This window comes from Streptomyces tibetensis, from assembly GCF_040647715.1.
GTDB classification, from domain to species: Bacteria; Actinomycetota; Actinomycetes; order Streptomycetales; family Streptomycetaceae; genus Streptomyces; species Streptomyces tibetensis_A.
In genome coordinates, this window is sequence record NZ_JBEZCR010000006.1 from 266,905 (window position 1) to 293,834 (window position 26,930).

Genomic DNA, 26,930 nt, shown 5'->3' on the forward strand with positions numbered 1-26,930 from the left:
CATCGGCTTCGAGCCGGCGTCACGCAGCCTTCGGCGCGTTCACGTCGCTCGGCAGCGCCTTCTGGGCGACCTCGACGAGGGCGGCGAACGCACCGGCGTCGTTGACGGCCAGCTCGGCCAGGATCTTGCGGTCGACCTCGACGTTGGCGGCCTTCAGACCCTGGATGAAGCGGTTGTAGGTCATGCCGTTGGCGCGGGCAGCGGCGTTGATGCGCTGGATCCACAGCTGACGGAAGTCGCCCTTGCGCTTCTTGCGGTCGTTGTAGTTGTAGACCAGCGAGTGGGTGACCTGCTCCTTGGCCTTGCGGTACAGGCGCGAGCGCTGACCGCGGTAGCCGGAGGCCTGCTCGAGGATCGCCCGGCGCTTCTTGTGGGCGTTGACTGCCCGCTTGACGCGTGCCACTTGTTAACTCCTTGTAGCGGGGTCGTGGGGGTGCTCACACGACCCGAAATCGATTGGGTCCCGGTCTGACGTGCGTCCGGCGCTCGCGCGCCCGGACGTCACTTGCCGAGAAGCTTCTTGATCTTCGCGGCGTCGCCCGGGGCCATCTCGGCGTTGCCGGTGAGGCGACGCGTCACGCGGGACGACTTGTGCTCGAGCAGGTGGCGCTTGCCGGCGCGCTCGCGCAGCACCTTGCCGGAGCCGGTGATCTTGAAGCGCTTGCTGGCACCGCTGTGCGACTTGTTCTTCGGCATAGCGCCGTTCTCTCCTCGTCGGTGGCGCTCCGGTGCCCGGTCGCGAAACCGGGCACGGTGGAGCGTCGTCTTGTATCGGTTGCTTCCTGGGACTGGCGTCCCGGGAGTCACGCCTCGGCGGGCTCCTCGGCAGGCTCTTCAGCCGGCGCCTCGTTCTCCGCGGCGTTCTGCGACTTGCCGGGGTTGGCCTTCGCGTCCGCCTTGCGGGCTTCCTGCGCCTGGCGAGCCTCGGCCATCGCCTCGGTCTTCTTCTTGTGCGGACCGAGAACCATGATCATGTTCCGGCCGTCCTGCTTCGGGTTCGACTCGACGAAACCGAGGTCCTGGACGTCCTCCGCGAGACGCTGCAGCAGTCGGTAGCCCAGTTCGGGACGGGACTGCTCGCGACCACGGAACATGATCGTGATCTTGACCTTGTCGCCCTGCTTGAGGAACCGGACGACGTGACCCTTCTTGGTGTCATAGTCGTGCGGGTCGATCTTCGGCCGGAGCTTCATCTCCTTGATGACCGTGTGCGCCTGGTTCTTGCGCGCCTCACGGGCCTTCATGGCCGACTCGTACTTGAACTTCCCGTAGTCCATGAGCTTGCACACGGGCGGACGGGCGTTCGCCGCGACCTCGACCAGGTCCAGGTCGTACTCCTGCGCAAGCTCCAGTGCCTTGGCCAGGGGGACGATGCCCACCTGCTCGCCACTGGGACCGACAAGTCGCACCTCGGGAACGCGAATCCGGTCGTTGATGCGGGGCTCGGCGCTGATGGATCCTCCTCGGTAGCACCACGCGACGGTCTGGCGGACGGCCGCGTAACGTCTTTTATCGATAGACCTAACCGCGCCGAAGCAATAAAAATGCCCCGGACGATCCCAGGCGGGGCTCCTCGAACTACCGGAGCACCGCCGCGGGGGGCCGCGGGGCGCGCTATCGGACGGATCGCCGCCTCCGGGACGGGACCGCCTGACCGGTGACCCGCCGCCCTGAGGGTGATCGGGTGGGAGTTCGAAAGCCTCCACTTGTGGGTCGGTCCCGCGAGCTGTGAGGCACACGTGTCCGACCGGTCGTTACACGAGATTACCAGCAGTGGCCAGGAACGGCCAATTGGGGCGTGCCGGGGCCACGTGGGGGCCGGCCGCGCACTGCGCCTATCGTGTGGGGCATGAGTGAGACCCCTCCTGAGTCCCCCGACTTCGACGCCATGGCCCGTGACATCGCCGAGGTCCCCGCGGTCGAGGTGATCGTGACGGTCGCCGTCAACCTGATGAGCGCCGCCGCCGTGAAGCTCGGTCTGACCGAGGAGGGCGAGAAGCACAAGGACCTGGACGAGGCCCGCAAGCTGGTGCACGCCCTGGCCGGTCTGCTGGACGCGACGGCCACCGAGATCAGTTCCTTCCACGCCGCTCCCCTGCGGGACGGCCTGAAGTCGCTGCAGCTGGCGTTCCGCGAGGCCTCGCTCGTCCCGGACGAACCGGGCCAGGGGCCGGGCGAGAAGTACACGGGCCCGGTCTACGGCTAGAGCTCGTCCCAGCGCGTCCCTCAGCGCACGAACAGGGGCTCGCCCGGTGGCGTCGCCTCGGCCGGCAGCAGTGCCAGGTCGAGACCGCGCACCAGGCGGGCCCGCAGTGTTTCGTCGTCCGCGAGCCGCCGGGCGACCGCCCGGGCGGCCTCAGCCGGGACCGCGGCCGGGTCGAGGACCAGGGCTAGGGTGCCGTCGGCCTGCCCCGGCCCCAGGTGGGCGCGCACGACGGCGGGCTCGGCGGCGACGGCGTCCCGTACGGCCCCGACGACGGCCGGGTCGGCGAGCGGGTCGGTGCTCGCCCGGCCCTCGGCCAGGGCGAGCAGGGCGGGACCGGTCAGCTCGAAGGGCACCGGTCCGGCCAGGTCGAGCACGATCGTGTCCGCCTTCTCGTGCGCGGCGGCCTGCAGGGCCTGGTGCAGCGGTACGGCGACGGGGCGGGCCTGCGGGTCCCAGCGGCCGAGGGAGTCCGTGGAGGTGAAGGCCGGCAGGGCGGTGCGGTCGCCGGCCTTGAGGGTGGGCACGGCCATGTCGCTGGTCTTCTCGCGGCGCAGCCCGTTCTCGTCCTCCTCGACCTCGCCTAGCACCGCCACGACGGGCACGAGCAGCCGGGCGTCCTTGAGGGCGGCGAGGACCGGGCCCACCGCGCTCCGGTCCTGCGCCCAGGCCTCGAGTGCCGCGCTCAGCCGGGGGTCGGCGGAGCCGTCGTCGTCGGAGAAGCCGGAGTCCGGGATGTTCTTGTTCGCCACGCGTCGACCCTATCCGCCGGGCGCCGCGCTCCCGGCGGCGCCTCAGAAGTCCGCGGCTCCTGTGGCTGCGGCGCCTCAGAAGTCCTCGCGGCTCCTGCGGCTGCCGCGCCACAGGACGACCGCCGCGACCAGCAGCACGCCGCCCGCGCCGCCCGCGAGGGGGGCGGCCCAGGCGGCGGTGCCGTCGCCGGAGGCGTCGTCGTCCGGTCCGCTGCCGAAGTACTCGGTGCCGTGGGACGCGGACTGCAGGTTTTCGGGCTTGAGCCGGGCGGCCGCCTTGATGGCGGCCGCCGGGTCGATGAAGCCGTAGCCCCGGGAGTCGTCCCGGCCGCCGGTGGGGGCGTTGCGGGCGGTGTCCTCCAGGAGCGATTTGATCTGGGCCGGGGTCAGGCCGGGATGGGCCGCCTTGACCAGGGCGGCGGCGCCGGACACGAAGGCGGCGGCGGCGCTGGTGCCCCAGCCCTCGTAGTACTTGTGGTCGGGGTCGGCGATGACGACGTCGACACCCGGGGCGCTGACGGTGGCGTACCAGCGGCGGGTGGAGAACGAAGCGCGGGTTCCGGCGCGGTCGACGGCGGTGGCGGCGATGACGCCCGGGTAGGCGGCCGGGTAGGAGATGTGGTCGCCCTTCTCGCCGCCGTTGCCCGCGGAGGCGACGACGACCACGCCTTTGCCCAGGGCGTACTGGATGGCCTGGTCCTCGGCGGGTTCGGGGTGCGCGGAGGCGGAGTCGTCGCCGAGGGAGAGGTTGATGACGTCGGCGCCGTGGTCGGCGGCCCAGCGGATGCCCTCGGCGAGGGCGTTGCCGCGGGTGCTGCGGGCCTTGGCCCGGTCGGGGTCGGCGTCCTCGAGGATCACGCGGACGGGGAGGATCTTCGCCTCGGGGGCGATGCCGATGACGCCGTCGGCGTCGCCCGGGCCGTGCCCGTGGCCGGCGATGATCCCGGCCATGGCGGTGCCGTGCCGGGCCCAGGCGCGGTCTCCGGGTTCGGCGCCGAAGCGGACCAGGTCCTTGCCGGGCAGGACGTTGCCGATCAGGTCGGGGTGGTCGGCCTCGACGCCGGTGTCCAGGACGGCGACGGTGATGCCGCGGCCCTTCGTGGTCTGCCAGGCCTCTTGGGTGTGCATGGCCTCCAGGGCCCACTGCTGGGCGCGGATGCCGTCGGCGTGGGCGGTGGCGGCGGGCAGGAGGACCAGACCGACGGAGAGCAGGGCGCCCAGGGCGGCGGCTTTGCGGGACGGCCTGCGCGGGTGTTTCCCGGCCGGGGCGTGCACGGCGGTCACGACGGTTGCTCCGAGGCCGAGCGGACGTCTTTGCGGAGGTCGCGTTCGACGCGGTCGGCGAGGCCCTGCGCCTCGTTGCCGAGGCCGGCCTGGGCGGCTGCGGTGGTGGCGTCGGCCTGCATGGCGTCCCCGGCGGGCTGCGGGTCGTCGACGGTGCGGCCGTCGGCCCAGCCGGAGACGGCGAAGACGACGACGGGGGCCTCGGTCAGCACGGAGACGGTCCAGGAGGCACGCTGCCGGGCGCCGAAGCCGGCGGCGGGCGTGCCCTGCGCGGCGTACGGCAGGGGCATCAGGTCGCTGCGGCGGTCCAGGCGTTCCTTGCGGAAACGGTTCGCGAGGGCGGTCATGCCGGGGGCGTCGGCCGTGGTGAAGAGCAGACCGACGGTGGTCACGTAGCTCTCGGTGGCGTCGGTGTAGGTGGCACGCAGGAGGCGCTCGCAGCCGACGGGGGCGAGGGCCTTGCGCAGCAGCGGGTCGAAGGCGTCCTTGCAGCCGCTGTCCGGGGCGACGGCTATCCGGGTCCAGGTGCGGTCCGCTCCGCCGGGGCCGGCGCCCCGGCCCTGCACGGTGGGCGGGAACAGCTGGTCGACCGGGACGCTGTGCCAGAGGTTCTGGGCCGCGGCGAAGGCGCTGGGTGAGCCCTCGTCGCCGGAGCCCCCGACGAGCCAGCTGCCGGTGACCGCGCCTGAGATGAGCCCCATTCCGAGCACGAGGCAGGCGGCGGCCGCGGCGGCCCTGGGCGCTGCGCGCCGGCCGAGCGGCCGGGGCCGTGCGTCGCCGTCGTAGCCCTCGGGCTCACCGAAGGACACCACGGGGCGCGTGGCGCTCCAGGAGAGCGCGGGGTCGGGAGAGACGGGGGTGTTGCGGGGTGGCGGTGCCAAGGGGGCGGGCCGCCGGGTGGGCGCCGGGGGCACACGCAGGTCCCGTCCGGCGCCGGTGCGCGCTCCGGCCGGTATCGGCGGCTCGGGCGCGGGCCGGCCGGCGGTGGCACCGGTGCCGGCCGGTGCCGACGGCTCGTGTGCGGGGCGTGGTGGGGTGGCGGGGCGCGCGGATCCGGGGCGGGTTGCCGTGGTCCGGTGCGCGGCAGAGCGGCCGAAGGGCGCGGCGGGCTCGTCCGGTGCCGGTTCCGCGGGGGCGGGGCGCAGGCGTGCGGTCGTTTCGGACGCGTGGTCACCGGGGGCGGCGGGACGGCGGGGCGGGGGCAGGCGGAACGGCCGACCGGTCGACTCCGCGGCCGCACCGGCCGCGGCGTCGGTACGGCCGGGCGCGGCGAGACGGAAGGGCCGGCCGGAGGATGGCGAGGAGGTCCCGTCCTGAGCGCCGGAAGCCGCTGTCCGGCCGGTGGTCTGCGACGAGGCCTCGTCCCGGGTTCCCGGATTCGCTGCCCGGCCGGAGGACTGCGGCATTGTCCCGTCCTGGGTGCGCCAACCACCCTCTGCGCCCGAGGAGTCCGGCGTGGGCAGGTGACGCGGCCGCGACGGGGGCTGGGGTACTCCGGATCCGGGGCGCGCCTCGCGGCCGACACTGGGCGGCTTGTCCGGGAAGCGCGTGGAGGCGCGGGGCGGGGGCGGTGAGGCGGAACCGGCGTGCTGGGGGGCGGTGCCACCGGGGACCGGGGCACCGGGGTTCCGGAAGCGTGGGCGGCCCCCGTCGGACGGTTTCGTCGCTGCTCCTACCGCAGGAGCGGTGACCTCCGGTCCCGTGCCGGGATCGGTGGACGTGCCCGGGGTCTCCCACTCGCCCTTCGGCGCATCCTGCGGCGGCTCCTCGGGGGAATCCGCAGCCGGGTCCGTCGCCGAGTCCTGCGGCGTGGCCGGCGGGTGTGGCGGGCGGGGCGGGGCCGTGGGTCGTGGGGGGAAAGAGGCGCGTCGCGCTTCCGTGCTCATGCACCCCCCGTTTCCGCATGCCCGGGCCGCTCGTCTCGCGCGGGCCGGTGTCGTCCTGCCCGAGCCCGGCACACAGTCGTCCCGGGCACACCTACCCGTACGGAGGGAGCGTCATCCCGGCGCGGATCCCCGGCCGGCATCATCCGCCGTACGTGCGCGTCACTCTACGGCTTGTTCCTGGGCGGACGGGAACCAGTCCACAACGGCGGGGCATCTGCCCGGAACGTCCCCCTACCCTGCGGTAATCCGGTCTGGCAGGCTGCGTTCATGACTGCGCGCGCCTCCGACCGGGCCCGTTACGACCAGGCCACCGCCCATCTCGACGCCCCCCTCGCGATCGTGGACCTCGAAGCCTTCGACGCCAACGCCGCCGACCTGGTGCGCCGCGCCGGGGGCAAGCCCGTCCGGGTGGCCAGCAAGTCCGTGCGCTGCCGGGCGCTGCTGGAGCGCGTCCTGGCCCGCGACGGCTTCGCGGGGATCATGTCGTTCACCCTGGCCGAGTCCCTGTGGCTGGCCCGCTCGGGGTTCGACGACGTGCTGCTCGCGTACCCGTCCGCCGACCGTGCCGGGTACGCCGAACTGGCCGGTGATCCCAAGCTCGCCGCCACCGTGACCGTCATGGTGGACGACGTCGCCCAGCTGGACCTGATCGACGCCTCCCGGGGTGGCGGGCGTGAAGTGGTGCGGGTGTGCCTGGAGTTGGACACCTCGTTGAAGCTGCTCGGCGGGCGGGTGCGGGTCGGGGCCCGGCGTTCGCCGCTGCACTCCCCCGCCGAGGTCGCCGAGGTGGCACGGGCGGTGACCCGGCGGCCCGGCTTCGAGGTCGTGGGGATCATGGCCTACGAGGGGCATGTCGCCGGTGTCGGTGACGCGGTGGCGGGACGGCCGCTGCGGTCCCGCGCCGTCCGGCTGATGCAGGCCGCCGCGAAGCGTGAACTGGCCGAGCGGCGTGCGGAGGTGGTGCGCGCGGTGCGGGCCGTCGTGCCGGGACTGGAGTTCGTCAACGGTGGCGGTACCGGTTCGGTGCAGCACACGGCGGCCGAGGAGGCGGTGACCGAGATCGCCGCCGGGTCGGGTCTGTACGTGCCGCGCCTGTTCGACAACTACACGTCGTTCAGCGCCCGTCCGTCGGCCCTGTTCGCCCAGCCCGTCGTGCGGCGGCCCGGTGTGGGCGTCGTGACGGTCCTGGGCGGTGGGTATCCCGCCTCGGGTGCGGCGGGTGCCGACCGGTCGCCGGTGCCGTATCTGCCCGAGGGGTTGCGCTACGACCCGCAGGAGGGCGCCGGTGAGGTGCAGACGCCGCTGCTGGGCTCGCCCGCCGACGATCTGTTGATCGGCGACAAGGTGTGGTTCCGGCACGCGAAGGCCGGTGAGCTGTGCGAGCGGTTCGACCGGCTGCACCTGGTCGAGGGCGACACGGTGACCGCGACGGTGCCGACGTACCGCGGCGAGGGGCACACGTTCCTGTAAGGGGTCGTTCGGCCGGGCCCGTGCACGAGGACCGGCGACCGGACGTGCGTCCGGCCCCGGTCCCTCGGCCAGGTTCTACACGGGCGTGACGTACGCCCCCGCGATTCCGCCGTCGACCAGGAAGTCGGTGGCGTTCACGAAGGAGGAGTCGTCGCTGGCGAGGAAGGCCACGGCGGCGGCGATCTCCTCGGCCTCGGCGAACCGGCCCAGCGGGATGTGCACCAGGCGGCGCGCGGCCCGCTCCGGGTCCTTGGCGAACAGCTCCTGGAGGAGGGGGGTGTTGACCGGTCCCGGGCAGAGGGCGTTCACGCGGATGCCCTCGCGGGCGAACTGCACGCCCAGTTCCCGGGACATGGCGAGGACGCCGCCCTTGGAGGCGGTGTACGAGATCTGCGAGGTGGCCGCGCCCATCCTGGCGACGAAGGACGCCGTGTTGATGATCGAGCCCCGGCCCTGGCGCCGCATGTAGGGGATGGCGGCCTTGCAGCACAGGTAGACGGAGGTGAGGTTGACCTCCTGGACGCGCTTCCAGGCCTCCAGGCCGGTCTCCAGGATGGAGTCGTCGTCGGGCGGGGAGATGCCGGCGTTGTTGAAGGCGATGTCGACGCTGCCGTAGGTGTCGTAGGCGGTCCTGAAGAGGGCCTCGACCTCGTCGGGGTCGGTGACGTCGACCTTCACGAAGGTGCCGCCGGTCTCCTCGGCTGCTGCCTTGCCGCGGGCCTCGTCGACGTCACCACAGACGACGTGGGCGCCCTCGGAGGCGAGACGGCGGGCGGCGGCGAGGCCGATGCCGCTGCCGGCTCCGGTGACGACGGCGGTACGGCCGACCAGGCGGCGGCAGATGTTCTCCTGGGCAGTCACTGTGCGGGGCCCTCCGTGCTGATGAAGACGTTCTTGGTTTCGGTGAAGGCGGCCAGGGCGTCGGGGCCGAGCTCGCGCCCGACACCGGACTGCTTGTAGCCGCCGAACGGGGTCCAGTAGCGGACGCTGGCATGGGAGTTGACGGACAGGTTGCCGGCGCGGACGGCCTGGGAGACGCGCAGGGCACGGCCGACGTCCCGGGTCCAGATGGAGCCGGAGAGGCCGTAGGGGGTGTCGTTGGCCAGCCGGATCGCGTCCTGCTCGTCGGTGAAGGGCAGGAGCACGGCGACGGGGCCGAAGATCTCCTCGCAGGCCGCCGCCGAGTCGGGGCTCTCGCCGGTGAGGACGGTGGGCGGGAACCAGAAGCCGGGGCCCTCGGGTGCGCTGCCGCGCAGGGCCTCGGCGGTGTCGGGCACGAAGCCGCGGACCCGGTCGAGCTGCTGCCGGGAGATCAGCGGGCCCATCTGGGTCTTCTCGTCGGCGGGGTCGCCCACCACCACGTCCGCCAGCAACTTCGCGAGGAGTTCGCGCACCTCGTCGTAGACCTGCTCCTGGACCAGGATGCGGGTGCGGGCGCAGCAGTCCTGGCCGGAGTTGTCCAGGAAGGAGAAGGGGTCGACGGCGGTCTTGAGGTCGGCGTCGGCGAAGACGACGTTGGGGCTCTTGCCACCGAGTTCGAGGGTGACGGGCTTGACCTGCTCGGCGCCGAGGGCCGCGACGCGGGTCCCGGTCCGGGTGGAGCCCGTGAAGACGATCTTGGCGACGCCGGGGTGGCGGACCAGGGCGTCGCCCGTGATGTCGCCGCGTCCGGGCAGGACCTGGAAGAGGTGCTCCGGGAGCCCGGCCTCCAGGGCGAGTTCGGCCAGGCGCAGCGCGGTGAGCGGGGTGGTCTCGGCCGGCTTGAGGAGGACGGCGTTGCCGGCCGCGAGGGCGGGTGCGCTGCCCCAGGCGGCGATCGGCAGGGGGAAGTTCCAGGGCGCGATCACGCCGACCACGCCGAGCGGTTCGAGCATCGTGACGTTCAGGCCGCCGGGCACCGGGATCTGCCGGCCGGTGAGCCGCTCCACTCCCCCGGCCGCGTAGTCCAGCAGGTCCCGGACGTTGCCGGCTTCCCAGCGGGCGTTGCCGATGAGGTGGCCGGCCTCGCGGACCTCCAGGCGGGCCAGTTCCTCCAGGTGCTCGTCGACGGTGACCGCGAAGCGGCGCAGCAGCCGGGCGCGGTCCGCGGGGGGCAGGGCGGCCCAGATCCGCTGTGCCCTGCCGGCGTGGGTGACGGCCGCGTCGACGTCGGCGGGGCTCGCCCCGGCGACGGCGGCGACGACCTCCTCGGTCGCGGGGTTCAGTACTTCCAGAAGGTGCTCGGAAGACAAGAGGGACCTCACATGCGTTCGAAGGAGCGGCGCAGCTCCCAGTCGGTCACCGCGGCGTCGAAGGCGTCCAGTTCGACGCGCGCCATGTTGCGGTAGTGCGCGACGACCTCGTCGCCGAAGGCGGCCTTGGCGATGGGGCTGTTCTCCCAGAGCTCGGCGGCCTCGCGCAGGGTGGTGGGGACGTGGTCCAGATCGGCGGCGTAGGCGTTGCCGGGACAGGGTTCGGGCAGCTCCAGCTTCTGCTCGATGCCGTGCAGTCCGGCCGCGACCAGTCCGGCGACGGCGAGGTAGGGGTTGACGTCGCCGCCGGGCAGGCGGTTCTCGAAGCGCAGGGAGCGGCCGTGGCCGACGACCCTGAGCGCGCAGGTGCGGTTGTCCTGGCCCCAGGCGACGGCGGTCGGGGCGAAGGAGCCGGGCTGGAACCGCTTGTAGGAGTTGATGTTGGGGGCGTAGAGGAGGGAGAAGTCGCGCAGTGCGGCCAGCTGCCCGGCGAGGAAGTGCCGCATGACCTCGGACATGCCGCCTTCGAGATCGCCGGCCATGGCGTTGGTGCCGTCGGCGTCGGCGAGCGAGAGGTGGATGTGGCAGGAGTTGCCCTCGCGCTCGTTGTACTTGGCCATGAAGGTGATCGACATGCCCTCCTGGGCGGCGATCTCCTTGGCGCCGGTCTTGTAGACCGCGTGCTGGTCACAGGTGACCAGGGCCTCGTCGTAGCGGAAGGCGATCTCGTGCTGGCCGGGGTTGCACTCGCCCTTGGCGGACTCGACGGTGAGACCGGCGCCGGCCATCTCGTTGCGGATGCGGCGCAGCAGGGGCTCGATGCGGCCGGTGCCGAGGACCGAGTAGTCGATGTTGTACTGGTTGGCCGGGGTCAGGCCCTTGTAGCCGGCGTCCCAGGCCTGTTCGTAGGTGTCCTTGAAGACGATGAACTCCAGCTCGGTGCCGACCTGGGCGGTGTAGCCGAGTTCGGCGAGGCGCTCCAGCTGGCGGCGCAGGATCTGGCGGGGGGCGGCGACGACCGGGGAGCCGTCGTTCCAGGCGAGGTCAGCGTGGAGCATGGCCGTGCCCTCGTTCCAGGGGACGCGGCGCAGGGTGGTCAGGTCCGGATGCATGGCGAAGTCGCCGTAGCCGCGGTCCCAGGAGGACATCGCGTAGCCGTCGACGGTGTTCATCTCGGTGTCGACGGCGAGCAGGTAGTTGCAGCCCTCCGTACCGTGCTGGAGGACCTCGTCGAGGAAGAAACGTGCGGCGAACCGCTTGCCCTGGAGCCGCCCTTGCATGTCGGGGAAGGCCAGGACGACAGTGTCGATCTCACCGCCGGCGACGAGGGCGTGCAGTTCCTCGACGCTCAGCGGGGGTGTGCGGTCTGCCACGGGAAGGCCTCCTAGGCTCCTTGGATCCGCTGCCTTGGATCCGCCGGGAGCCATAAGGTATTGCCGAGAACCATTGCTTGGGAAGGGGGTACGGCCACATGCCGGAGGAAGCTGGGGGCGGCGAGGTGCGGGACGGGCTGACGCCGGTGCTGCGGCCGGTGCGCGCGGGCAACGGCTTCGAGGAGGCGCTGGAGCAGGTCCTGCAGGTCGTACGGCTGGGTCTGGTGCCGGGGGGCGAGCGGCTGCCGGCCGAGCGGGAGCTGGCGGAGCGGCTGGGGATCAGCCGGGTGACGCTGCGCGAGGTGCTGAAGGTGCTCCAGGACCAGGGCCTCGTCGAGTCGCGGCGCGGCCGGTACGGCGGAACGTTCGTGCTGCCGCGCGCCGACGCGGTCGGCGAGGACGAGCTGCGGCGTCGGGTCGCCGAGGTCGACATCGAGGACGTGCTGCGGTTCCGGGAGGTGCTGGAGGTGGGCGCGGCCGGGCTGTGCGCGGCGCACGGGCTGGAGGAGAAGCAGGCGGGCCGGCTTCGCGAGGCCCTGGCGCGCACGCACGACGCGCCGCTCGCCGAGTACCGCCGACTGGACACGCTGTTGCACCTGACGATCGCCGAGCTGTCCGGCTCCCCGACGCTCACCGCCCAGTACGCGGCTGTCCGGGCGACCGTCAACGACCTGCTCGACTGCATCCCGCTGCTGGTGCGCAACCTGGAACACTCCCAGCGGCAGCACACCGCCCTGGTGGAGGCGGTGATCGAGGGCGAGGCCGACCAGGCGCGGGAGATCATGCGCGAGCACTGCGGGGGCACGGCGGCGCTGCTGCGGGGCTTCCTCGGCTGAGCCGGGCGGCGGTGTCGTCGCCCGGTGAGGATTTACGGGCGATTAACGCACGGGTCTTGCCATCCTCGGCCGGCGCCGCAAAGGTATGGCTCCATTCCATTGAGCTCAGCCCGCTCGACCCCGTGAACCGCCGCCGCCCCGTCGGGAGTCTGCTTATGTCCCAGGAACCCACGCTCACACCCGCCGCCCAGGAGGGCGACGACTATCTGGAGCGCAGAGCGCTGCGCCGCGGCAGCGCCGGCTGGGTGCTGCTGACCGGTCTCGGCGTCGCCTACGTCGTCTCCGGCGACTACTCGGGCTGGAACTTCGGCCTGGCCGAGGGCGGCTTCGGGGGTCTGGCGATCGCCATGGTGCTCATGGGCGCGATGTACGCGTGCATGGTCTTCGCCCTCGCCGAGCTGTCGTCGATCCTGCCCACGGCGGGCGGCGGCTACGGCTTCGCCCGGCGGGCGCTCGGCCCGTGGGGAGGCTTCCTGACCGGCACGGCGATCCTGATCGAGTACGTCCTCGCGCCCGCCGCCATCGTCATCTTCATCGGCGACTACGTCGAGTCGCTCGGCCTGTTCGGCCTGGAGTCGAGCTGGCCGGTGTACCTGGCCTGCTTCGTGATCTTCCTCGGCATCCACCTGTGGGGCGTGGGCGAGGCGCTGCGCTTCAGCTTCGTCGTCACCGGCATCGCCGTGGTGGCCCTCATCGTGTTCGCGCTGGCGGCGCTGCCCGACTTCTCCTTCGCATCGCTGGACGACGTCCCGGTGGACGCCTCCGCCGCGGGGTCGAGCTCCTGGCTTCCGTTCGGCCTGCTGGGCATCTGGGCGGCGTTCCCCTTCGGCATGTGGTTCTTCCTCGGTGTGGAGGGCGTGCCACTGGCGGCCGAGGAGACGAAGGACCCGGCCCGTACGCTGCCGAAGGCGATCCGCTGGTCCATGGGGATCCTGGTGGTACTGGCGGTGGTCACGTTCTTCGCGGCGGCCGGGGCGCGCGGTTCCGCCGCGATCCAGGGGGCGGGCAACCCGCTGGTCGAGGCACTCCAGCCGAACGGCAAGGCGACGCCCCTGAGCCGGATCGTGAACTACGCGGGCCTCGCGGGCCTGGTGGCGTCGTTCTTCTCGCTGATCTACGCGGGCTCGCGCCAGCTGTTCGCCCTGTCCCGCGCGGGCTACCTGCCCCGGTTCCTGTCGCTCACCAGCCGCCGCAAGGCGCCGTACCTGGGCCTGCTGGTGCCCGGCACGATCGGTTTCCTGCTGGCGGCGGTCTCCGGCAACGGCGCGCGGATGCTGAACATCGCCGTCTTCGGCGCGACCATCTCCTACGCGCTGATGTCCCTGTCACACATCGTGCTGCGCCGCAGGGAACCGGAACTGGAGCGGCCGTACCGCACGCCGGGCGGGGTGGTGACCTCGTCGGTCGCCCTGGTGCTGGCGTGCGCCGCGCTGGTGGCGACGTTCCTGGTGGACGTGACGGCGGCGCTGATCGCCCTCCTGGTGTACGCCGTGGCCGTCGCCTACTTCGGCCTGTACAGCCGCAAGCACCTGGTGGCGAAGGCGCCGGAGGAGGAGTTCGCGGCGCTGGCGGCCGCCGAGGCAGAGTTGGCAAGGGACTGAGTCGTCCGCGAGCGTGAGGGAGTCGTCGTGACCAGGCCGTTGATCGGTGTCAGCACCTACCTGGAGTCCGGTGCACGCTGGGGCGTGTGGGAGCTGGAGGCCGCGCTGCTGCCGGTCGGCTATCCGCGGCTGGTGCAGCGGGCCGGCGGCCTGGCCGCGATGCTGCCGCCGGACGACCCCCGGCACGCCGCGGACGCCGTGGCCCGGCTGGACGGGCTGGTCATCGCGGGCGGTCCGGACGTGGAGCCGGTGCGGTACGGGGCCGAGCGCGAGCCGCGGACGGGGCCGCCGGCGCCGGAACGGGACGCGTGGGAGCTGGCGCTGATCGAGGCCGCGCTGGCGGCGGGGCTGCCGCTGCTGGGGATCTGCCGGGGCATGCAGCTGCTAAACGTCGCTCTCGGGGGGACGCTGCTGCAGCACATCGAGGGGCACGCGGAGGCCGTGGGCGTCTTCGGCGGGCATGCGGTGAAGCCGGTGCCGGGGAGTCTGTACGCCGGTGTCGTGCCGGAGGAGACGTTCGTCCCGACGTACCACCACCAGGCCGTGGACCGCCTGGGCGAGGGCCTGGTCCCGTCGGCGTACGCGTCGGACGGCACGGTGGAGGCGGTGGAACTGCCGTCGGCCGACTGGGTGCTGGGGGTGCAGTGGCATCCGGAGATGGGGGAGGACGTGCGGGTGATGGGGGCGTTGGTGGAGGCGGCGACAAGAGGCTGAACCCCAGGGGGCTCGGCCCCCTGGACCCCGGCCTTTGCCCACCCACCACCCGAATCGGTCGGCCAAAAGGCCCGGTCGCGCTTCCGGACCGCCGCCGAGACCCACTCCTGCCCGCCCGGCGCTTCCAGACCGCCGAGGCACCATCCAGCCCGCCCGGCGCCTCCAGACCGCCGAGACCCACTCCTGCCCGCCGAGACCCACTCCTGCCCGCCCGGCGCTTCCGCACCGCCGAGGCACCATCCAGCCCGTCCGGCGCCTCCGCACCGCCGAGGCACCATCCAGCCCGTCCGGCGTTTGAGGACGAGGCCGTTCAGGCCGAAGCGGGGGTCTGGGGGCGCAGCCCCCAGCGGGGGCGAGGGGGCAGCGCCCGGGGATGGGACGGGTAGGGGCGGCGGGGGCGAGGAAACTAACCCCGCGTCAGCGACAGCAGGTCCCGCGCCGGCCCCGTGGGGCGATGGCCCGTCGGCCACACCGCCCTCAGGTCCCGCGTCAGGGCGACCCCCTCCACCGGCACCGGCACCAGCCGTCGCATCGCCAGCTCCTCCCCCACCGCCAGTTCACTCAGCACCGCCGGACCCGCACCGCTCACCGCCGCCGCCTTCACCGCCGTCGTGGACGACAGCTCGATCAGCGGCCGGGCCAGCCCGCCCAGCGCCGCGTCCAGCACCTGCCGCGTCCCCGACCCCTTCTCGCGGAGGATCAACGGCGTCGACGCCAGCTCCCCCGCAGCCAGCGACCGGCGCCGCCGGGCCCACGCGTGCCCGGGCGCGGTCACCACTATCAGCCGGTCATGGGCGATCACCGCGGAGTCGAGTCCGGCCGGCACCGACACCCCCTCCACGAACCCCAGATCCGCCTCGTCCGACAGCAGTCGCTCCGCCACCACGGTCGAGTTCCCCGCGTGCAGCGACACCGCCGTGTCGGGCCGCTGCGCGCGCAGCGCGAGCAGCCAGCCGGGCAGCAGATACTCCGCGATCGTCATGCTCGCGGCCACCCGCAGCCGGGAGTCACGGCGCACGCGCAGCGCCTGCGCCCCCACGTCGAACGCCTCCGCCGCCGCCACGATCCGCCGCGCCCAGTCCGTCACCAGGGCCCCGGCGTCCGTGAGCCGCGACCCGCGGGGCGATCGGTCGACCAGCGCCACACCGAGCTGCCGCTCCATCGACCGGATGCGGCTGCTGGCCGCGGGCTGGGTGATGCCGAGTTCCCGCGCCGCGCCACCGAGGCTGCCGAGCCGCGCCACCGCCAGCAGCAGCTCCAGGGCGCCCAGATCCGGTACCCGGTGCGCCAGGGGCCCGGCGACCTCCGGCCCGGCGTGCTCATCCGCGTTGCTCATAAACCCAGCTTATGTCGCCATAGAGGCATGGTCCCTGGTGGTGCGCCGCACCCGCAACCATCGTGGAGCCATGGTCACCGCAGCCCGGTCCCTCGGGCACCCGCTCTCCGTCCGTCGTCTCGGACCCAACTGGTACGCCACCGTGATGGGCACCGCCGTCGTCGCCACCGCCGGGGCCGCCCTCGCACCGCACGTCCCGGGGCTGCGCGGGGTCCTCGCCGGGGTGTGGGCCCTCTCCCTCGTCCTGCTCCTGGCGCTGCTCACAGCCCGGACCGTGCACTGGACCCGGCACGGGGACCGGGCCCGCGCCCACCTCCTCGATCCGGCGACGGCGCCCTTCTACGGCTGCCTCGCCATGGCCCTGCTGGCGGTGGGCGGCGGCGCCCTGACCGTCGGCCGGGACTGGATCGGCCTGCGGGCGGCCGTCACGCTCGACGCGGTGCTGTTCACCGCGGGCACCCTGACCGGTCTCGCCGCGGCGGTCGCGGTGCCGTACCTGATGGCCGTACGCCATCGCGTCGAGCCGGGACAGGCCACGCCGGTCTGGTTGCTGCCGCTCGTCGCGCCCATGGTGTCGGCCGCCGTCGGGCCGCAGCTGGTGCCGCATCTGCCGCCCGGTCAGGCCCGGGAGACGCTGCTCCTCTTCTGCTTCGCGTTGTTCGGGCTCAGTCTGCTCGCGACCCTGGTCATGCTGCCGCTGGTCTTCGCCCGGACGCTCACCGGCGGGCCGCTGCCCCTGTCCCTCACCCCGACCCTGTTCCTGGTGCTCGGCCCGCTCGGGCAGTCCACCACCGCCGTCGGCGCCTTCGCGGACGTCGCCCCCGGGGTCGTACCGGAGCCGTACAGCGAGGGATTCGGGGTGCTCGCCGTGCTCTACGGCGTGCCCGTGATGGGGTTCGCGCTGCTGTGGGCCTGCCTGGCCGCCGCCCATGTGCTGCGCGCCCGGCGGCACGGGATGCGGTTCTCGATGACCTGGTGGTCGTTCACCTTCCCCGTCGGGACGTGTGTCACGGGCACCGAGGCGCTGGGGCGGCACACCGGGCTCGTCACCTACGCGGGTCCGGCGGTGCTGCTGTACGGGGTGCTGGTCGCGGCGTGGGGCACGGCCGTCGCCGGCACCCTGCGCGGGCTGCTCAGGGGCGAGCTGCTCGCAGCGCCCGCTCCAGTACCCGCGGCGCCTCGGCCAGTGACGGTCCGTACCACGTCAGGTGCCGTCCGCTGACGAGCGCGCAGGGCAGGCCGGAGAAGGCCTCGGGGCCGTCGTCCGGGGTGAAGCGGTACGGCTCGTCCGGCAGCACCACCACGTCGGGTGCCGCGGCGCGGAGTTCCTCCAGCGGGACGCGCGGGTAGCGGTCCGGGTGCGTCGCGTGCACGCGGTCCACGCCGAGGCGGGCGAGGACGTCCCCCGCGAAGGTGTCGCGGCCGAGGACCATCCACGGGCGACGCCAGATCGGCACGACCGCCGTCAGCCGCGTCCCGGGCTCCGGCAGGGCCGCCCAGGCCTGCTCCGCGTCGTCCAGCCAGTGCGGGCGGGACCTCACCCCGCAGGCGTCCAGCACGCGAGTCAGTTCCCGGAAGGCCTGCGGCACGTCGCGGATCTCCGTCACCAGGACCTCGACGCCCCCTGCGCGCAGGGCCGCCAGGTCGGGTGCGCGGTTCTCCTCCTCGTTGGCGATCACGAGATCGGGCGCGAGGGACAGGATCCGGTCGGTCTTCGGGTTCTTGGTACCGCCGACGCGTACCACGTCCAGGTCAGGGGGGTGGGTGCACCAGTCGGTGGCCCCGGCCAGGGTTCCCGGCGCGGAGCGGGCCACGGCCTCGGTCAGCGAGGGGACCAGCGAGACGACCCTCACCGGCGTGGCCGGTCCCGGACCGCCTCGATGTGCTCGGCCACGGCGACGACGATCACACGGGTGTCCGACTCCGCCGCCCGCCAGCGATGCCGTACACCGCCGGTCAGGTACAGGGTGTCGCCACGGCCGAGGCGGTAGGCGCGGCCTTCCGCCTCGATCTCCACGGCGCCGTCGGCGACGTACATCAACTGGTCGTTGCGGTATTGGAATTCACGGCCGGCGTCATGGTCGCCGGTGAACTCGGAGGCGTGCATCTGGTGGTGGCCGCGGACCAGGGAACGGGACCGGGGCAGGACGTGCGGCTCGGTGTCGTCACCGCGGACGACGTCCACGCTGCACGCGGGGTCGGCCGCGGCGAGGAGCTCCACGGCGGTGGTGCGCAGGGCGTCGGCGACCTTCTCCAGGGAGCTGGTGCTGGGCCGCGCCCGGTCGTTCTCGATCTGGCTCAGGAACGGGACCGACAGGCCGCTGCGCGCGGCCACGACGGCGAGGGTGAGCTCCAGGGCGCGGCGCCGCCGGCGCACGGCCGCGCCCACCCGAAGGGGTTGCTCTTTGTGGTCGCCCATCGCTCCGGCTCCCTCCTTCGCCCGTCGATCCGCTCCCCGTGCGGCGGTGTCCCGCGCACTGCTTCTGTTGAGTTGTGTGCACCCTACGCATGTTCGGCAAACCGTTGCAGGCGGCCGTCACATCGCTGTCATGCGGGACAGCTCGACACCTCACGTTTCGCGCCAGGCGATCCGCCGCCGAAGGGGACGGGGGCAGGTCGCCCAGCGGCTGGGGGACAGGCGGAGAGAGGGGGTTCAGGGGGTGGCGTTGCGCTCTGTGGTTGTCCGGATCCGGCCGGGGCCGGGGGCGGGACGCGGCGTGTCGCGCGTCCCACCCCGGAACCCTACTGCGGAGTCATCCTCCGCACCATGTCCGGGCTGCCCGAGCCGGTCGGCCGGGAGAGAGCGAGGACAAAGCTCAACGCGTTGCGCTGCGCCGAGGGCTGTCGGTGCGGTACGGCATGATGCGTGGCGTGACCGGACGACTGATGCTCCTCGACACCGCTTCCCTGTACTTCCGCGCCTACTTCGGCGTCCCGGACTCGGTCCGGGCCCCCGACGGCACGCCGGTGAACGCCGTGCGCGGGCTGCTCGACTTCATCGACCGTCTGGTCAAGGACCACCGGCCGGACCTGCTGGTGGCGTGCATGGACGCCGACTGGCGGCCGCAGTGGCGGGTGGAGCTGATCCCCTCCTACAAGGCCCACCGCGTCGCCGAGGAGCACGCCGTCGGCCCGGACGAGGAGGAGGTGCCCGACACCCTGTCGCCGCAGGTGCCGGTGATCGAGGCGGTGCTGGACGCGGTGGGCATCGCGCGCGTGGGCGTCGCGGGCTACGAGGCGGACGACGTGATCGGCACCTTCACCGCACGGGCGACGGGCCCGGTCGACATCGTGACGGGCGACCGCGACCTGTACCAGCTGGTGGACGACGCACGCGGGGTGCGCGTGCTGTACCCGCTGAAGGGCGTGGGCACGCTGCAGCACACCGATGAGGCGGTGCTGCGTGAGAAGTATGGGGTCGACGGCAGCGGGTACGCGGATCTGGCCCTGCTGCGCGGCGACCCCAGCGACGGCCTGCCGGGCGTGCCGGGCATCGGAGAGAAGACGGCCGCCAAGCTGCTGGCCCAGTTCGGGGACCTGGCCGGGATCATGGCGGCGATCGAGGACCGGGGGTCGAAGCTGACGCCGACGCAGCGCAGGCGGCTCGACGAGTCGCGTCCGTACCTCGCGGTAGCCCCCAAGGTGGTCCGGGTCGCGGACGACGTCCCCCTGCCGGACGTCTCCACGGCCCTGCCGCGCACACCGCGTGACCCGGCGGCCCTGGAGGCGCTGGCGGCCCGCTGGGGACTGGGCGGGTCCCTGGAGCGACTGCTGACGACGCTCGCGACGTGATTCCTTGGCCAAAGAATGCGCAAGAGAACGACGTGACCTCCCGGCACGAGAGGTATGAAGCGAGAACAAGGTGCTAACTTAGGTAAGCCTAACTATGCGATAGAGCGATACAGGAGGTCCTCATGGCAGAGCGACCGGGACGCCAGCCGCGCAGGCTCCACTCCGCGCAGGTGGTCCGCACCGAGCGGCTGACCCCGCACATGCAGCGCGTGGTGCTCGGCGGCGAGGGCCTCGCCGACTTCTCGGCCGGTACCTGCACGGACCACTATGTGAAGCTGCTGTTCCCGCCGGCGGGCGTCAGCTACCCGGAGCCCTTCGATGTGGAACGCGTGCGGGCCGAGCTGCCGCGCGAGCAGTGGCCGGTGACCCGGACCTACACCGTCCGCCAGTGGGACGCCGAGCACCGCGAACTGACGCTGGACTTCGTCATCCACGGTGACGAGGGCCTGGCCGGTCCGTGGGCCGTGCGCGTGCAGCCGGGCGAGACGGTGCACTTCATGGGACCCGGTGGGGCGTACGCACCCGATCCCGGCGCCGACTGGCATCTGCTCGTGGGGGACGAGAGCGCGCTGCCCGCGATCGCCTGCGCCCTGGAGGCGCTGCCGCGCGGAGCCCGGGCCCACGCCTTCGTGGAGGTCTCCGGCCCCGAGGAAGAGCAGAAGATCGATGCGGACGTGGAGGTCGTCTGGCTGCATCGCGGGGCCCGGCCCCTCGGCGAGGCGCTGGTCGACGCCGTGCGGGCCCTGGAGTTCCCCGAGGGCCGTCTGCACGCCTTCGTCCACGGCGAGGCGCACTTCGTCAAGCAGCTGCGCCATCTGCTCCGCGTCGAGCGCCAGGTCCCGCGCGAGGCCCTCTCGATCTCCGGCTACTGGCGCCGCGGCCACAACGAGGACGGCTGGCAGGCGTCGAAGCGCGAGTGGAACGCCCGGATCGAAGCGGAGCAGGAGAGCGCGTCAGCGGCCTGAGGCCGCCCGGCCCACCGGCTGCAGGGGCGCGGACCGGCCCACCGGGCGCAAGGACAAGGACGGCGCCTCTGCCCGCCCGGACGTGCCTCAGCCCCACCGGGCGCCGCCTCAGGCCTCCCGCACCCGGGCGTGCAGATGCATGTCGTGCCATCCGTCCGGCTGCCTGATCGCACTGCGCTTGGTGCCCTCCAGGCCGAAGCCGGTCCTGGTGGCGACGCGGCAGGACGCCTCGTTGCGCACGGCGTGCAGAAGCTCCAGGCGGTGGAATCCCGCCTCGTCGAAGGCCCACCGCGTGAGCGCGGTCGTGGCACGGGCGGCCACGCCCCGGCCCCGGGCCTCCGGGACGGTCCAGTACGCCACCTCGCCCATCCCGTCGTCGAGCCGGAGCTCGCGCAGCGCCACCCGGCCCAGCAGCGCGTCGGAGACGGCGTCGGCCACGGCCCAGTGCGCCTCCCGTTCCGCCTCCCACGCCTGACGCCACGTGCGGATCCAGTCACCCACCTCCGCGACGGAGTCGGCGGACCGGGCGTGCCACTGGTGCATCAACGGGTCCTGGAAGACCTCGTACACCGCGGGCGCGTCCCCCTCCCGCCAGGGGCGCAGGACGAGTCCGCCGTCGGCGGGGAGAGTCGGCTGGGGGCGGCGCGCGAGGGCCCCTGCGGTCAGGACAGGGCTGATGAGGAACGGCATGCCCGCATCCTGGCAAGCGCCCGCCGGGTGGTCCCAGTGGTTTTCCGCCCCACCGCACCCGCCTCGTACGCTGGGCCGCGATGAGACGCAAGACCCGCATCCCGCCCTCTCCCCTGCCGCAGCGCCACGGCGTGGACCCGGTACGGGTACGGCTGCCCGCCAAGGGGCCGTGGGGGACGGTGCGCGACCACCTGGTGGAGCGGCTCTCCGGGGCGGGCGCCGGAGTCGTCGACGGCATGCTCGACGCGGGCCGGATCGTCGGGGCGGACGGACGGCCCGTCGCGGCGGACACCCCCTTCGAGCCCGGCCTGTTCGTGTGGTTCCACCGGGATCTGCCCGACGAGGTGCCGGTGCCCTTCCCGCTCGAGGTCGTGCACCGGGACGAGCACATCGTCGTGGCCGACAAGCCCCATTTCCTCGCCACCACTCCGCGCGGCGGCCATGTCGCCGAGACCGCGCTGGCCCGGCTCCGCCGCGAGCTCGACTGCCCGGCGCTCAGCGCCGCACACCGGCTGGACCGGCTCACGGCGGGGCTCGTGCTGTTCACCGTGCGCCCGGAGGAGCGCGGCGCGTACCAGACGCTGTTCCGTGACCGCCGGGTCCGCAAGGAGTACGAGGCAGTCGCCCCCTTCGACGCCGGCCTCGTCCGGCCCCGGACGGTTCGCAGCCGGATCGTGAAGGAGCGCGGAGTGCTCATCGCCCGGGAGGTCCCGGGCGAACCCAACGCCGTGAGCCGTGTCGAGCTCGTCGAGCACCGCGACCGGCCCGGCGGGCAGGGCAGCCCCGGCGGGCTCGCCCGGTACCGGCTCGCGCCCGCCACAGGGCAGACGCATCAGCTGCGCGTCCACATGACCGCGCTGGGCGTGCCGATCCTCGGCGACCCGCTCTACCCGGAGGTGACCGCCCCCGTACCGGCCGGGGACTTCCGCCGGCCGCTGCAACTGCTGGCGCGCTCCCTGGAGTTCACCGACCCGGTCACCGGCGAGGAGCACCGGTTCCGCAGTGGCCGGACGCTCGCGGCCTGGGCGTCGTACGACCGTTGGGCCGCCGGGTCGTACGACGGCCCGTCAGACGGTCAGTAGCCGCGCCACCAGCTCAGGAACCGCTGCCAGACGCCCCTGCGGCGGGGCGCTTCCGCGACGGCCGGTTGCGGAGGCACCGGCTGGGGCTGCACCTGGGCCGGCTGGGGCTGGGGCTGCACCTGGGCCGGCTGCGGCTGCGCGACGACCGGCTGGGACGGCGCCACGGCCGGTGCGGCCGCCGGTGGCTGCACGATGCCGATCTGCCAGTCCGAGCGCTGCGCGGCGACCGGCTTGTGGTGGGGCACCTCCTGCACGTCCTGCGGCGGCCTGGGCGCGAATTGCACCGGCAGCTCCACCAGGTGCCGGGAGGCGATCGACGCCGTCCAGCGCAGCTCCTCCTGGTCGCAGTCGAGTTCGACGTCCGGCAGCCGCATCAGCAGCGCGTCGACGCCCACGTCGGCGATGGAGCGGCCGATGTCCTGCCCGGGGCACTCGTGCGGGCCGCCGCCGAAGGCGAGATGGGAACGGTTGCCCTGCATGCTGGCCTTCAGGTCGGGCCGCACGCGCGGGTCGACGTTGGCCGGCAGCGGCGCGAAGAGCAGCCCGTCACCCCGGCGGATGCGCTGCCCGCCCAGCTCGGTCTCCTGCTTGGCGAAGTACGCGAAGACCGTGCTGAACGGAGGCTCGTTCCACAGGGACTGCTCCACCGCCTCCGGCACCGTCATCTGGCCGCCGTTGAGCTGGGCCCGGAAGCGCGGGTCGATCAGCACCGTGAGCAGCACGTTGGACAGCAGGTTGGTGGTGGCCTCGTAGGCGGCGAAGAGCACCAGACGCAGGTGCTCCCGGACCTCGTCGTCGCTCAGCCGGGCCGGGTGCGTGATCAGGTAGCTGGCGAGGTCCTCCTCCGGCCGGGCGCGGCGGGTGGCGGTGAGCCGGCCCAGGGCGTCCATGACGAAGGAGTGGCTGGCGAGCGAGGTTTCGGTGCCCTTCAGGGCGTCGCGGGCCGCCTCGACGAGCCGGTCGCTGTACTCGTCGGGCATGCCGAGGATCTCGCACATCACCGCCATCGGCAGGTGCTCGGTGAACTGGCCGACGAGGTCCGCCTCACCCGCCTCGCAGAACCGGTTGACGATCACCTGCGTACTGCGGTTGATGTAGCGGCGCAGGCTGCGGAAGTCGATGGTGGAGATGGCGCCCATGACCGCGCCGCGCAGCCGCTTGTGCTCGTCACCCTCGGCGTGCGAGGCGATGGGCTGCCAGGCGATGTGCGGCATCAGCGGGTGGTCGGGCTTGACCAGGCCCTCCCTGAGCGGGGTCCAGATACGGCTGTCCCGGCAGAACTGCGAGGGCGAGCGCACCATGTGCAGGTTCTCGGCGTGGCCGAGGACGATCCACATCGGCACGTCGTCGTGGAGCAGCACGGGGGCCACGGGACCGTGCTGGTCCCGCAGTTGCTCGTACAGCGCTCCCAGGTCCTCCGCCTCGTGCAGCCGGTGCAGTCCCCCGGGCCCGAGGCCGTGCGCGGGGCAGCCGGGGGGCGGGCCGGGCGGGAGGTCGTCCGTGCTGGTCGGGGCGTGGGATTCAGGCGTCACAGTGATCGCTCCGAAACTGAGGTGTTCTCAGGTGTCTTGGGGGGAAGTGCGAACACGTCGCACGGGTCAGGCGCGGGAGCCCGTCATGGCGAGCGAGTGCAGGAAGCGCATGAGGGTCATCAGCACGTCACGGCTGGAGGCCCGGCGCCGCGCGTCGCACTCCATGATCGGGATGTCCGGCGTGAGGTCGAGGGCGGTGCGCAGCTCCTCGACGGCGTAACGGGGGGCGTCGGGGAAGGAGTTGACGGCGACCACGAACGGTACGCCGCGTTCCTCCAGGCGCCCCATGACGTCGAAGCTGACCTCCAGCCGTCGGGTGTCGACCAGCACCACCGCGCCGAGCGCGCCCTCGAACAGGCCGTTCCACAGGAACCAGAAGCGCTGCTGGCCGGGCGTGCCGAAGAGGTACAGCACGAGCTGGTCGGTGATGCTGATCCGGCCGAAGTCCATGGCGACGGTGGTGGCCGTCTTGGACGCGGAGCCGAAGTTGTCGTCGACACCGATGCCGGCCTGCGTCATGGTCTCCTCGGTGGTCAGCGGTGTGATCTCGCTGACCGAGCCGACCATGGTCGTCTTGCCGACGCCGAAGCCACCCACGATCACGATCTTGGCCGCGGCCTGTGCCGTGTGGGGCAGCTGGTCCTCGGCCCGGGGGCCCGGGATGGTGTCAGAGCCGTTGAAGTCCATTCATCACCGCTTCGAGGAGGGAACGGTCGGAGCGCGCCTTGCGGACGATCGGGGCGCGCGCCTGTACCAGTTCCGCCGTCAGCAGCTCGGTGAGCAGGACGCCCATCGCGCTGAACGGCAGGTGGAGGTAGGCCGACAGCTCGGCCACGGACAGGGGGGCGGCGCAGAGCCGGAGCAGCGCCGCCTGCTCGGGAGAGGCGGAGGGCGGCGGGTCCGTGGCACGTGCCACGATCAACGTCACCAGGTCGAGCTCGGCCCGTTCTCCGTCCGGGCCGGCCACCACGTACATCCGCTCCGGGTTCCCGGGTTTGCCGTCGCCCTCCTGGGGCGTGGGCGGCTCCGGGACGAGGTCGCGCCTCTGGCGTTGCGGAGGCGTCATACGATCTGCCCGTTCCGCCGGGGCGGACTGGTGAGATGGCCACCGATCCGGACGACCAGGTCGCGCATCATGGCGCTCATCCGGCCGGGTTCGCACCGCACGTCGGAGAGCACGGCGAGGAAGGCGTTGGCGCCCGCGTCCATCAGGTAGAAGTAGCCCTGGTCGATCTCGATCATGACGAGCTTCATCTCGCCGTCGCCGACCGTGAGTTCCTGACACACACTGCCCGCGAGGGACTGCAGGCCGGCGCAGGCCGCGGCGACCCGGTCGGCCGCGTCCGGCTCGCCGCCGTAGCGGGCGATGCGCAGCCCGTCGGCCGAGAGCACCACGATCATCTCGATGCCCGGCACTCCGTCGGCGAGCTGCTTGAGCATCCAGTCGAAGTTGCCTCGCTGCTGGATCACTTGAGGTCCCCCTCGTCGTCGGCCTCCGTGGGGGCCGGGTCGTTGATCAGGTGCAGGTACTTGTGCGGGTTGCGGATGAAGTCGGTCGGGTGGGTGCCGGGTTCGATGCCCTGCTTGAGCCCCTCCCAGAAGGCCTCCAGGCCCTTGCCGGGGGCGTCGGGCGCCGACATGTCGCGCAAGGGCTTGGTCTCGGGCTCCTGCGTGGCCGCCCAGGGGTTGTACTCACCCCGCTCCTCTGCCTCCCGGTCGGCCTTCTCGTTGGCGGCCTGCTGGGCGAGGCGTTCGGCGAGGGGCATCTTCACCTTGCTGCGGCGCTGCGGCAGGCCGTTCGCGGTCCACTCGGTGACCTCGGGGACGTCGTCGTCCTCCAGGGAGACCGTGGCGGGGATCTTCGGGCTGGTGGGACGGCGCCGCTTGGGAGCGCGCTTGGGGCCCTCGGGGATACCGACCGTCATGGGGATGCCGGTGGCGCCGATGCCGTGGGCGAGTCCGACACCGGGCTCGTGGGTGATCATCTCGCTCGGCACGATGAGGATGGCGCGGACGCCGCCGTACGCGGAGGCGCGCAGCGAGACCTGCATGTTGTAGGCGGTGCACAGCCGGCCCACGACCGCGAGGCCGAGGCGCGGGTGCTCGCCGATGTCCTGGAGGTCGACGCCCGCCTTGGCGGCCTCCAGCATGCCCTCGATGCGGGCGCGTGCCTCCTCGTTGAGGTTGACACCGCCGTCCTCGATCTCGATGCAGACGCCGGTCTGCACCTCGGTGGCGGTGACGTGCACCTTGGTCTGCGGCGGCGAGTAGCGCGTGGCGTTGTCGAGGAGCTCGGCGGCGGCGTGGATGACCGGCTCGACGTAGATGCCCTTGACGCTGATCTTGGCGATGGAGGACAGCTGGATGCGCCGGTACTCGAGGATGCGGGACATGGCGCCGCGCAGGGTGCTGTACAGGGACACCGGCGCGGGCCACTGGCGACCGGGGCGGCCGCCGCCGAGGACGGAGACGGAGTCGGCCAGGCGGCCGATCAGGGCGTTGCCGTGGTCGATGCGCAGCAGGTCGTCGAAGACCTCGGGGTTGCGGCCGTGGTCCTCCTCCATCTCCCGGAGCTCTTCGGCCTGCTGGTGGATGATCGCCTGGACGCGCCGGGCGACACTGACGAAGGAGCGCGCGGCGGCGTCGCGCATCGTCACTTCATAGTCGACGATCTTGAGCACCGTCAGCAGCGTCTCCGCCTGCGGTTCGGGCAGGTCACGGAACGCCGGCTGGGCGAGACCGAGCTTGCGGATCACCTCCCTGGGGGATTCTCCGGTCCGCAGCAGGTCGAGCGCGGCGGGGATGATCTCCCTCGAGAAGTGGACCAGCTCGCTCTCGTGGGCCGCGATCCGCTGTTCCAGGTGTGCGCTGTACCGGGCGTGCTCGGCACGCTGGTTGCGCAGCGCACGGCCGCGGCGCACCGCCTCGGCCGCCGTCGCGAGCACCAGCGCGGTGGCGATGGCGCCGCACCAGCCGACGGCGCCCCGGGCCGGCTCCGTCACCAGCGCGACGGCGGCTCCGGTTGCCGCGGCCATGACTATGGCCGGGAGCAACAGCACGCGCGCGTAGGGGAGTTCACGATGACCGGGCGGGGATTGAACACTCACCATGTGGGCCTTCTGACAGGAGTCGACTGAGGTTCGGGGGGACGTGCAGGGGGTAGGTCATGAAGCTGTCGGGAGC

27 protein-coding genes are annotated in these 26,930 nt (G+C 72.8%); 9 read left to right on the top strand and 18 right to left on the bottom strand.

Annotated elements, in window-relative coordinates; all coding sequences use genetic code 11:
• Positions 1–19 precede the first annotated feature (19 nt).
• The 3 genes from rplT to infC all read right to left on the bottom strand — a co-directional run bounded on the left by rplT (position 20) and on the right by infC (position 1,454).
• Complete coding sequence (gene rplT / locus AB0B29_RS18330; protein WP_003989074.1) at positions 20–403, bottom strand: 50S ribosomal protein L20; 384 nt, start codon at positions 401–403, stop codon at positions 20–22.
• A gap of 98 nt (positions 404–501) precedes the next feature.
• Positions 502–696, bottom strand: a complete 195-nt coding sequence (gene rpmI, locus AB0B29_RS18335; RefSeq protein WP_003977225.1) for a 50S ribosomal protein L35 — start codon at positions 694–696, stop codon at positions 502–504.
• A 107-nt stretch (positions 697–803) separates the two neighbouring features.
• The gene (infC, locus tag AB0B29_RS18340; RefSeq protein ID WP_344454850.1) at positions 804–1,454 is read right to left on the bottom strand and encodes a translation initiation factor IF-3; all 651 of its coding nucleotides are present in this window, start codon (positions 1,452–1,454) and stop codon (positions 804–806) included.
• 395 nt (positions 1,455–1,849) lie between these two features.
• On the opposite strand from infC, the gene AB0B29_RS18345 reads away from it, so the two are divergent.
• A complete protein-coding gene (locus AB0B29_RS18345; protein WP_062925865.1) occupies positions 1,850–2,206 on the top strand; it encodes a DUF1844 domain-containing protein in 357 nt (118 codons plus the stop codon).
• A 20-nt stretch (positions 2,207–2,226) separates the two neighbouring features.
• On the opposite strand, the gene AB0B29_RS18350 is transcribed toward AB0B29_RS18345, so the two are convergent.
• The 3 genes from AB0B29_RS18350 to AB0B29_RS18360 form a co-directional block, all read right to left on the bottom strand.
• On the bottom strand, positions 2,227–2,955 hold the full coding sequence (locus AB0B29_RS18350; RefSeq protein WP_362240537.1) for an SseB family protein: 729 nt from the start codon (positions 2,953–2,955) through the stop codon (positions 2,227–2,229).
• Positions 2,956–3,030: 75 nt separating this feature from the next.
• Positions 3,031–4,176 (bottom strand): type VII secretion-associated serine protease mycosin, encoded by a 1,146-nt coding sequence (gene mycP / locus AB0B29_RS18355; RefSeq protein ID WP_436845863.1) that lies wholly within the window; start codon positions 4,174–4,176, stop codon positions 3,031–3,033.
• Positions 4,177–4,235: 59 nt separating this feature from the next.
• Positions 4,236–5,645: a hypothetical protein gene (locus AB0B29_RS18360; RefSeq protein WP_362240539.1), complete on the bottom strand. Its 1,410-nt coding sequence runs from the start codon at positions 5,643–5,645 to the stop codon at positions 4,236–4,238.
• Between the two features lie 747 nt (positions 5,646–6,392).
• Between AB0B29_RS18360 and AB0B29_RS18365 the strand changes: the two genes are divergently transcribed.
• Positions 6,393–7,595, top strand: a complete 1,203-nt coding sequence (locus tag AB0B29_RS18365; protein ID WP_362240542.1) for an amino acid deaminase/aldolase — start codon at positions 6,393–6,395, stop codon at positions 7,593–7,595.
• 75 nt (positions 7,596–7,670) lie between these two features.
• On the opposite strand, the gene AB0B29_RS18370 is transcribed toward AB0B29_RS18365, so the two are convergent.
• The 3 genes from AB0B29_RS18370 to AB0B29_RS18380 are packed head-to-tail and all read right to left on the bottom strand — an operon-like array spanning position 7,671 to position 11,199.
• Positions 7,671–8,456, bottom strand: a complete 786-nt coding sequence (locus tag AB0B29_RS18370) for a 3-oxoacyl-ACP reductase (protein WP_362240544.1) — start codon at positions 8,454–8,456, stop codon at positions 7,671–7,673.
• Positions 8,453–9,826, bottom strand: a complete 1,374-nt coding sequence (locus AB0B29_RS18375) for an aldehyde dehydrogenase family protein (RefSeq protein ID WP_362240547.1) — start codon at positions 9,824–9,826, stop codon at positions 8,453–8,455. The genes AB0B29_RS18370 and AB0B29_RS18375 overlap by 4 nt, the downstream gene beginning before the upstream one ends.
• A gap of 8 nt (positions 9,827–9,834) precedes the next feature.
• Positions 9,835–11,199, bottom strand: coding sequence for a glutamine synthetase family protein (locus tag AB0B29_RS18380; protein ID WP_362240549.1), 1,365 nt, complete (start codon positions 11,197–11,199; stop codon positions 9,835–9,837).
• A 98-nt stretch (positions 11,200–11,297) separates the two neighbouring features.
• On the opposite strand from AB0B29_RS18380, the gene AB0B29_RS18385 reads away from it, so the two are divergent.
• The 3 genes from AB0B29_RS18385 to AB0B29_RS18395 all read left to right on the top strand — a co-directional run bounded on the left by AB0B29_RS18385 (position 11,298) and on the right by AB0B29_RS18395 (position 14,350).
• On the top strand, positions 11,298–12,035 hold the full coding sequence (locus AB0B29_RS18385) for a FadR/GntR family transcriptional regulator (protein ID WP_362240551.1): 738 nt from the start codon (positions 11,298–11,300) through the stop codon (positions 12,033–12,035).
• A 155-nt stretch (positions 12,036–12,190) separates the two neighbouring features.
• On the top strand, positions 12,191–13,636 hold the full coding sequence (gene eat / locus AB0B29_RS18390; RefSeq protein WP_362240553.1) for an ethanolamine permease: 1,446 nt from the start codon (positions 12,191–12,193) through the stop codon (positions 13,634–13,636).
• A 39-nt stretch (positions 13,637–13,675) separates the two neighbouring features.
• Positions 13,676–14,350 (top strand): gamma-glutamyl-gamma-aminobutyrate hydrolase family protein, encoded by a 675-nt coding sequence (locus AB0B29_RS18395; protein WP_362241020.1) that lies wholly within the window; start codon positions 13,676–13,678, stop codon positions 14,348–14,350.
• Positions 14,351–14,756: 406 nt separating this feature from the next.
• Here the strand turns inward: AB0B29_RS18395 and AB0B29_RS18400 are convergent, their stop codons facing one another.
• Entirely contained in the window at positions 14,757–15,686 is a 930-nt protein-coding gene (locus AB0B29_RS18400) for a LysR family transcriptional regulator (protein WP_362240556.1), read from the bottom strand.
• Positions 15,687–15,756: 70 nt separating this feature from the next.
• Here AB0B29_RS18400 and AB0B29_RS18405 point away from each other — a divergent pair, with 70 nt between their 5' ends.
• Complete coding sequence (locus AB0B29_RS18405; RefSeq protein WP_362240559.1) at positions 15,757–16,908, top strand: TDT family transporter; 1,152 nt, start codon at positions 15,757–15,759, stop codon at positions 16,906–16,908.
• On the opposite strand, the gene AB0B29_RS18410 is transcribed toward AB0B29_RS18405, so the two are convergent.
• Both AB0B29_RS18410 and AB0B29_RS18415 read right to left on the bottom strand, forming a co-directional pair.
• Positions 16,820–17,539: a helical backbone metal receptor gene (locus AB0B29_RS18410; RefSeq protein ID WP_362240561.1), complete on the bottom strand. Its 720-nt coding sequence runs from the start codon at positions 17,537–17,539 to the stop codon at positions 16,820–16,822. The genes AB0B29_RS18405 and AB0B29_RS18410 overlap by 89 nt on opposite strands.
• Complete coding sequence (locus AB0B29_RS18415; protein ID WP_362240563.1) at positions 17,536–18,105, bottom strand: helix-turn-helix domain-containing protein; 570 nt, start codon at positions 18,103–18,105, stop codon at positions 17,536–17,538. Before AB0B29_RS18415 ends, AB0B29_RS18410 begins: the two co-directional genes overlap by 4 nt.
• 443 nt (positions 18,106–18,548) lie before the next feature.
• On the opposite strand from AB0B29_RS18415, the gene AB0B29_RS18420 reads away from it, so the two are divergent.
• Together AB0B29_RS18420 and AB0B29_RS18425 are read left to right on the top strand one after the other, a co-directional pair.
• Complete coding sequence (locus tag AB0B29_RS18420; protein WP_362241023.1) at positions 18,549–19,478, top strand: 5'-3' exonuclease; 930 nt, start codon at positions 18,549–18,551, stop codon at positions 19,476–19,478.
• A gap of 122 nt (positions 19,479–19,600) precedes the next feature.
• Complete coding sequence (locus AB0B29_RS18425; RefSeq protein WP_362240566.1) at positions 19,601–20,443, top strand: siderophore-interacting protein; 843 nt, start codon at positions 19,601–19,603, stop codon at positions 20,441–20,443.
• Between the two features lie 108 nt (positions 20,444–20,551).
• On the opposite strand, the gene AB0B29_RS18430 is transcribed toward AB0B29_RS18425, so the two are convergent.
• Complete coding sequence (locus AB0B29_RS18430) at positions 20,552–21,133, bottom strand: GNAT family N-acetyltransferase (protein WP_362240569.1); 582 nt, start codon at positions 21,131–21,133, stop codon at positions 20,552–20,554.
• An 80-nt stretch (positions 21,134–21,213) separates the two neighbouring features.
• Here AB0B29_RS18430 and AB0B29_RS18435 point away from each other — a divergent pair, with 80 nt between their 5' ends.
• Entirely contained in the window at positions 21,214–22,215 is a 1,002-nt protein-coding gene (locus AB0B29_RS18435; RefSeq protein ID WP_362240572.1) for an RluA family pseudouridine synthase, read from the top strand.
• Here AB0B29_RS18435 and AB0B29_RS18440 read toward each other — a convergent pair.
• The 5 genes from AB0B29_RS18440 to AB0B29_RS18460 form a co-directional block, all read right to left on the bottom strand.
• Positions 22,209–23,747 (bottom strand): cytochrome P450, encoded by a 1,539-nt coding sequence (locus tag AB0B29_RS18440; RefSeq protein ID WP_362240575.1) that lies wholly within the window; start codon positions 23,745–23,747, stop codon positions 22,209–22,211. The genes AB0B29_RS18435 and AB0B29_RS18440 overlap by 7 nt on opposite strands.
• Before the next feature lie 66 nt (positions 23,748–23,813).
• Positions 23,814–24,434 (bottom strand): GTP-binding protein, encoded by a 621-nt coding sequence (locus AB0B29_RS18445; RefSeq protein ID WP_362240578.1) that lies wholly within the window; start codon positions 24,432–24,434, stop codon positions 23,814–23,816.
• Positions 24,415–24,813, bottom strand: coding sequence for a DUF742 domain-containing protein (locus AB0B29_RS18450; protein ID WP_362240580.1), 399 nt, complete (start codon positions 24,811–24,813; stop codon positions 24,415–24,417). The genes AB0B29_RS18445 and AB0B29_RS18450 overlap by 20 nt, the downstream gene beginning before the upstream one ends.
• A complete protein-coding gene (locus AB0B29_RS18455; protein ID WP_104778667.1) occupies positions 24,810–25,217 on the bottom strand; it encodes a roadblock/LC7 domain-containing protein in 408 nt (135 codons plus the stop codon). Before AB0B29_RS18455 ends, AB0B29_RS18450 begins: the two co-directional genes overlap by 4 nt.
• Positions 25,214–26,857, bottom strand: a complete 1,644-nt coding sequence (locus tag AB0B29_RS18460) for a sensor histidine kinase (protein ID WP_362240584.1) — start codon at positions 26,855–26,857, stop codon at positions 25,214–25,216. The genes AB0B29_RS18455 and AB0B29_RS18460 overlap by 4 nt, the downstream gene beginning before the upstream one ends.
• Positions 26,858–26,930 lie beyond the last annotated feature (73 nt).

Excerpts from the sequence above, each read along its gene's own strand:
- rpmI (WP_003977225.1), bottom strand. The coding sequence starts at position 696 with ATGCCGAAGAACAAGTCGCACAGCGGTGCCAGCAAGCGCTTCAAGATC.
- AB0B29_RS18345 (WP_062925865.1), top strand. The coding sequence starts at position 1,850 with ATGAGTGAGACCCCTCCTGAGTCCCCCGACTTCGACGCCATGGCCCGT.
- AB0B29_RS18360 (WP_362240539.1), bottom strand. The coding sequence starts at position 5,645 with ATGCCGCAGTCCTCCGGCCGGGCAGCGAATCCGGGAACCCGGGACGAG.
- AB0B29_RS18365 (WP_362240542.1), top strand. The coding sequence starts at position 6,393 with ATGACTGCGCGCGCCTCCGACCGGGCCCGTTACGACCAGGCCACCGCC.
- AB0B29_RS18385 (WP_362240551.1), top strand. The coding sequence starts at position 11,298 with ATGCCGGAGGAAGCTGGGGGCGGCGAGGTGCGGGACGGGCTGACGCCG.
- eat (WP_362240553.1), top strand. The coding sequence starts at position 12,191 with ATGTCCCAGGAACCCACGCTCACACCCGCCGCCCAGGAGGGCGACGAC.
- AB0B29_RS18400 (WP_362240556.1), bottom strand. The coding sequence starts at position 15,686 with ATGAGCAACGCGGATGAGCACGCCGGGCCGGAGGTCGCCGGGCCCCTG.
- AB0B29_RS18405 (WP_362240559.1), top strand. The coding sequence starts at position 15,757 with ATGGTCACCGCAGCCCGGTCCCTCGGGCACCCGCTCTCCGTCCGTCGT.
- AB0B29_RS18415 (WP_362240563.1), bottom strand. The coding sequence starts at position 18,105 with ATGGGCGACCACAAAGAGCAACCCCTTCGGGTGGGCGCGGCCGTGCGC.
- AB0B29_RS18420 (WP_362241023.1), top strand. The coding sequence starts at position 18,549 with ATGCGTGGCGTGACCGGACGACTGATGCTCCTCGACACCGCTTCCCTG.
- AB0B29_RS18425 (WP_362240566.1), top strand. The coding sequence starts at position 19,601 with ATGGCAGAGCGACCGGGACGCCAGCCGCGCAGGCTCCACTCCGCGCAG.
- AB0B29_RS18430 (WP_362240569.1), bottom strand. The coding sequence starts at position 21,133 with ATGCCGTTCCTCATCAGCCCTGTCCTGACCGCAGGGGCCCTCGCGCGC.
- AB0B29_RS18435 (WP_362240572.1), top strand. The coding sequence starts at position 21,214 with ATGAGACGCAAGACCCGCATCCCGCCCTCTCCCCTGCCGCAGCGCCAC.
- AB0B29_RS18445 (WP_362240578.1), bottom strand. The coding sequence starts at position 24,434 with ATGGACTTCAACGGCTCTGACACCATCCCGGGCCCCCGGGCCGAGGAC.
- AB0B29_RS18450 (WP_362240580.1), bottom strand. The coding sequence starts at position 24,813 with ATGACGCCTCCGCAACGCCAGAGGCGCGACCTCGTCCCGGAGCCGCCC.
- AB0B29_RS18460 (WP_362240584.1), bottom strand. The coding sequence starts at position 26,857 with ATGGTGAGTGTTCAATCCCCGCCCGGTCATCGTGAACTCCCCTACGCG.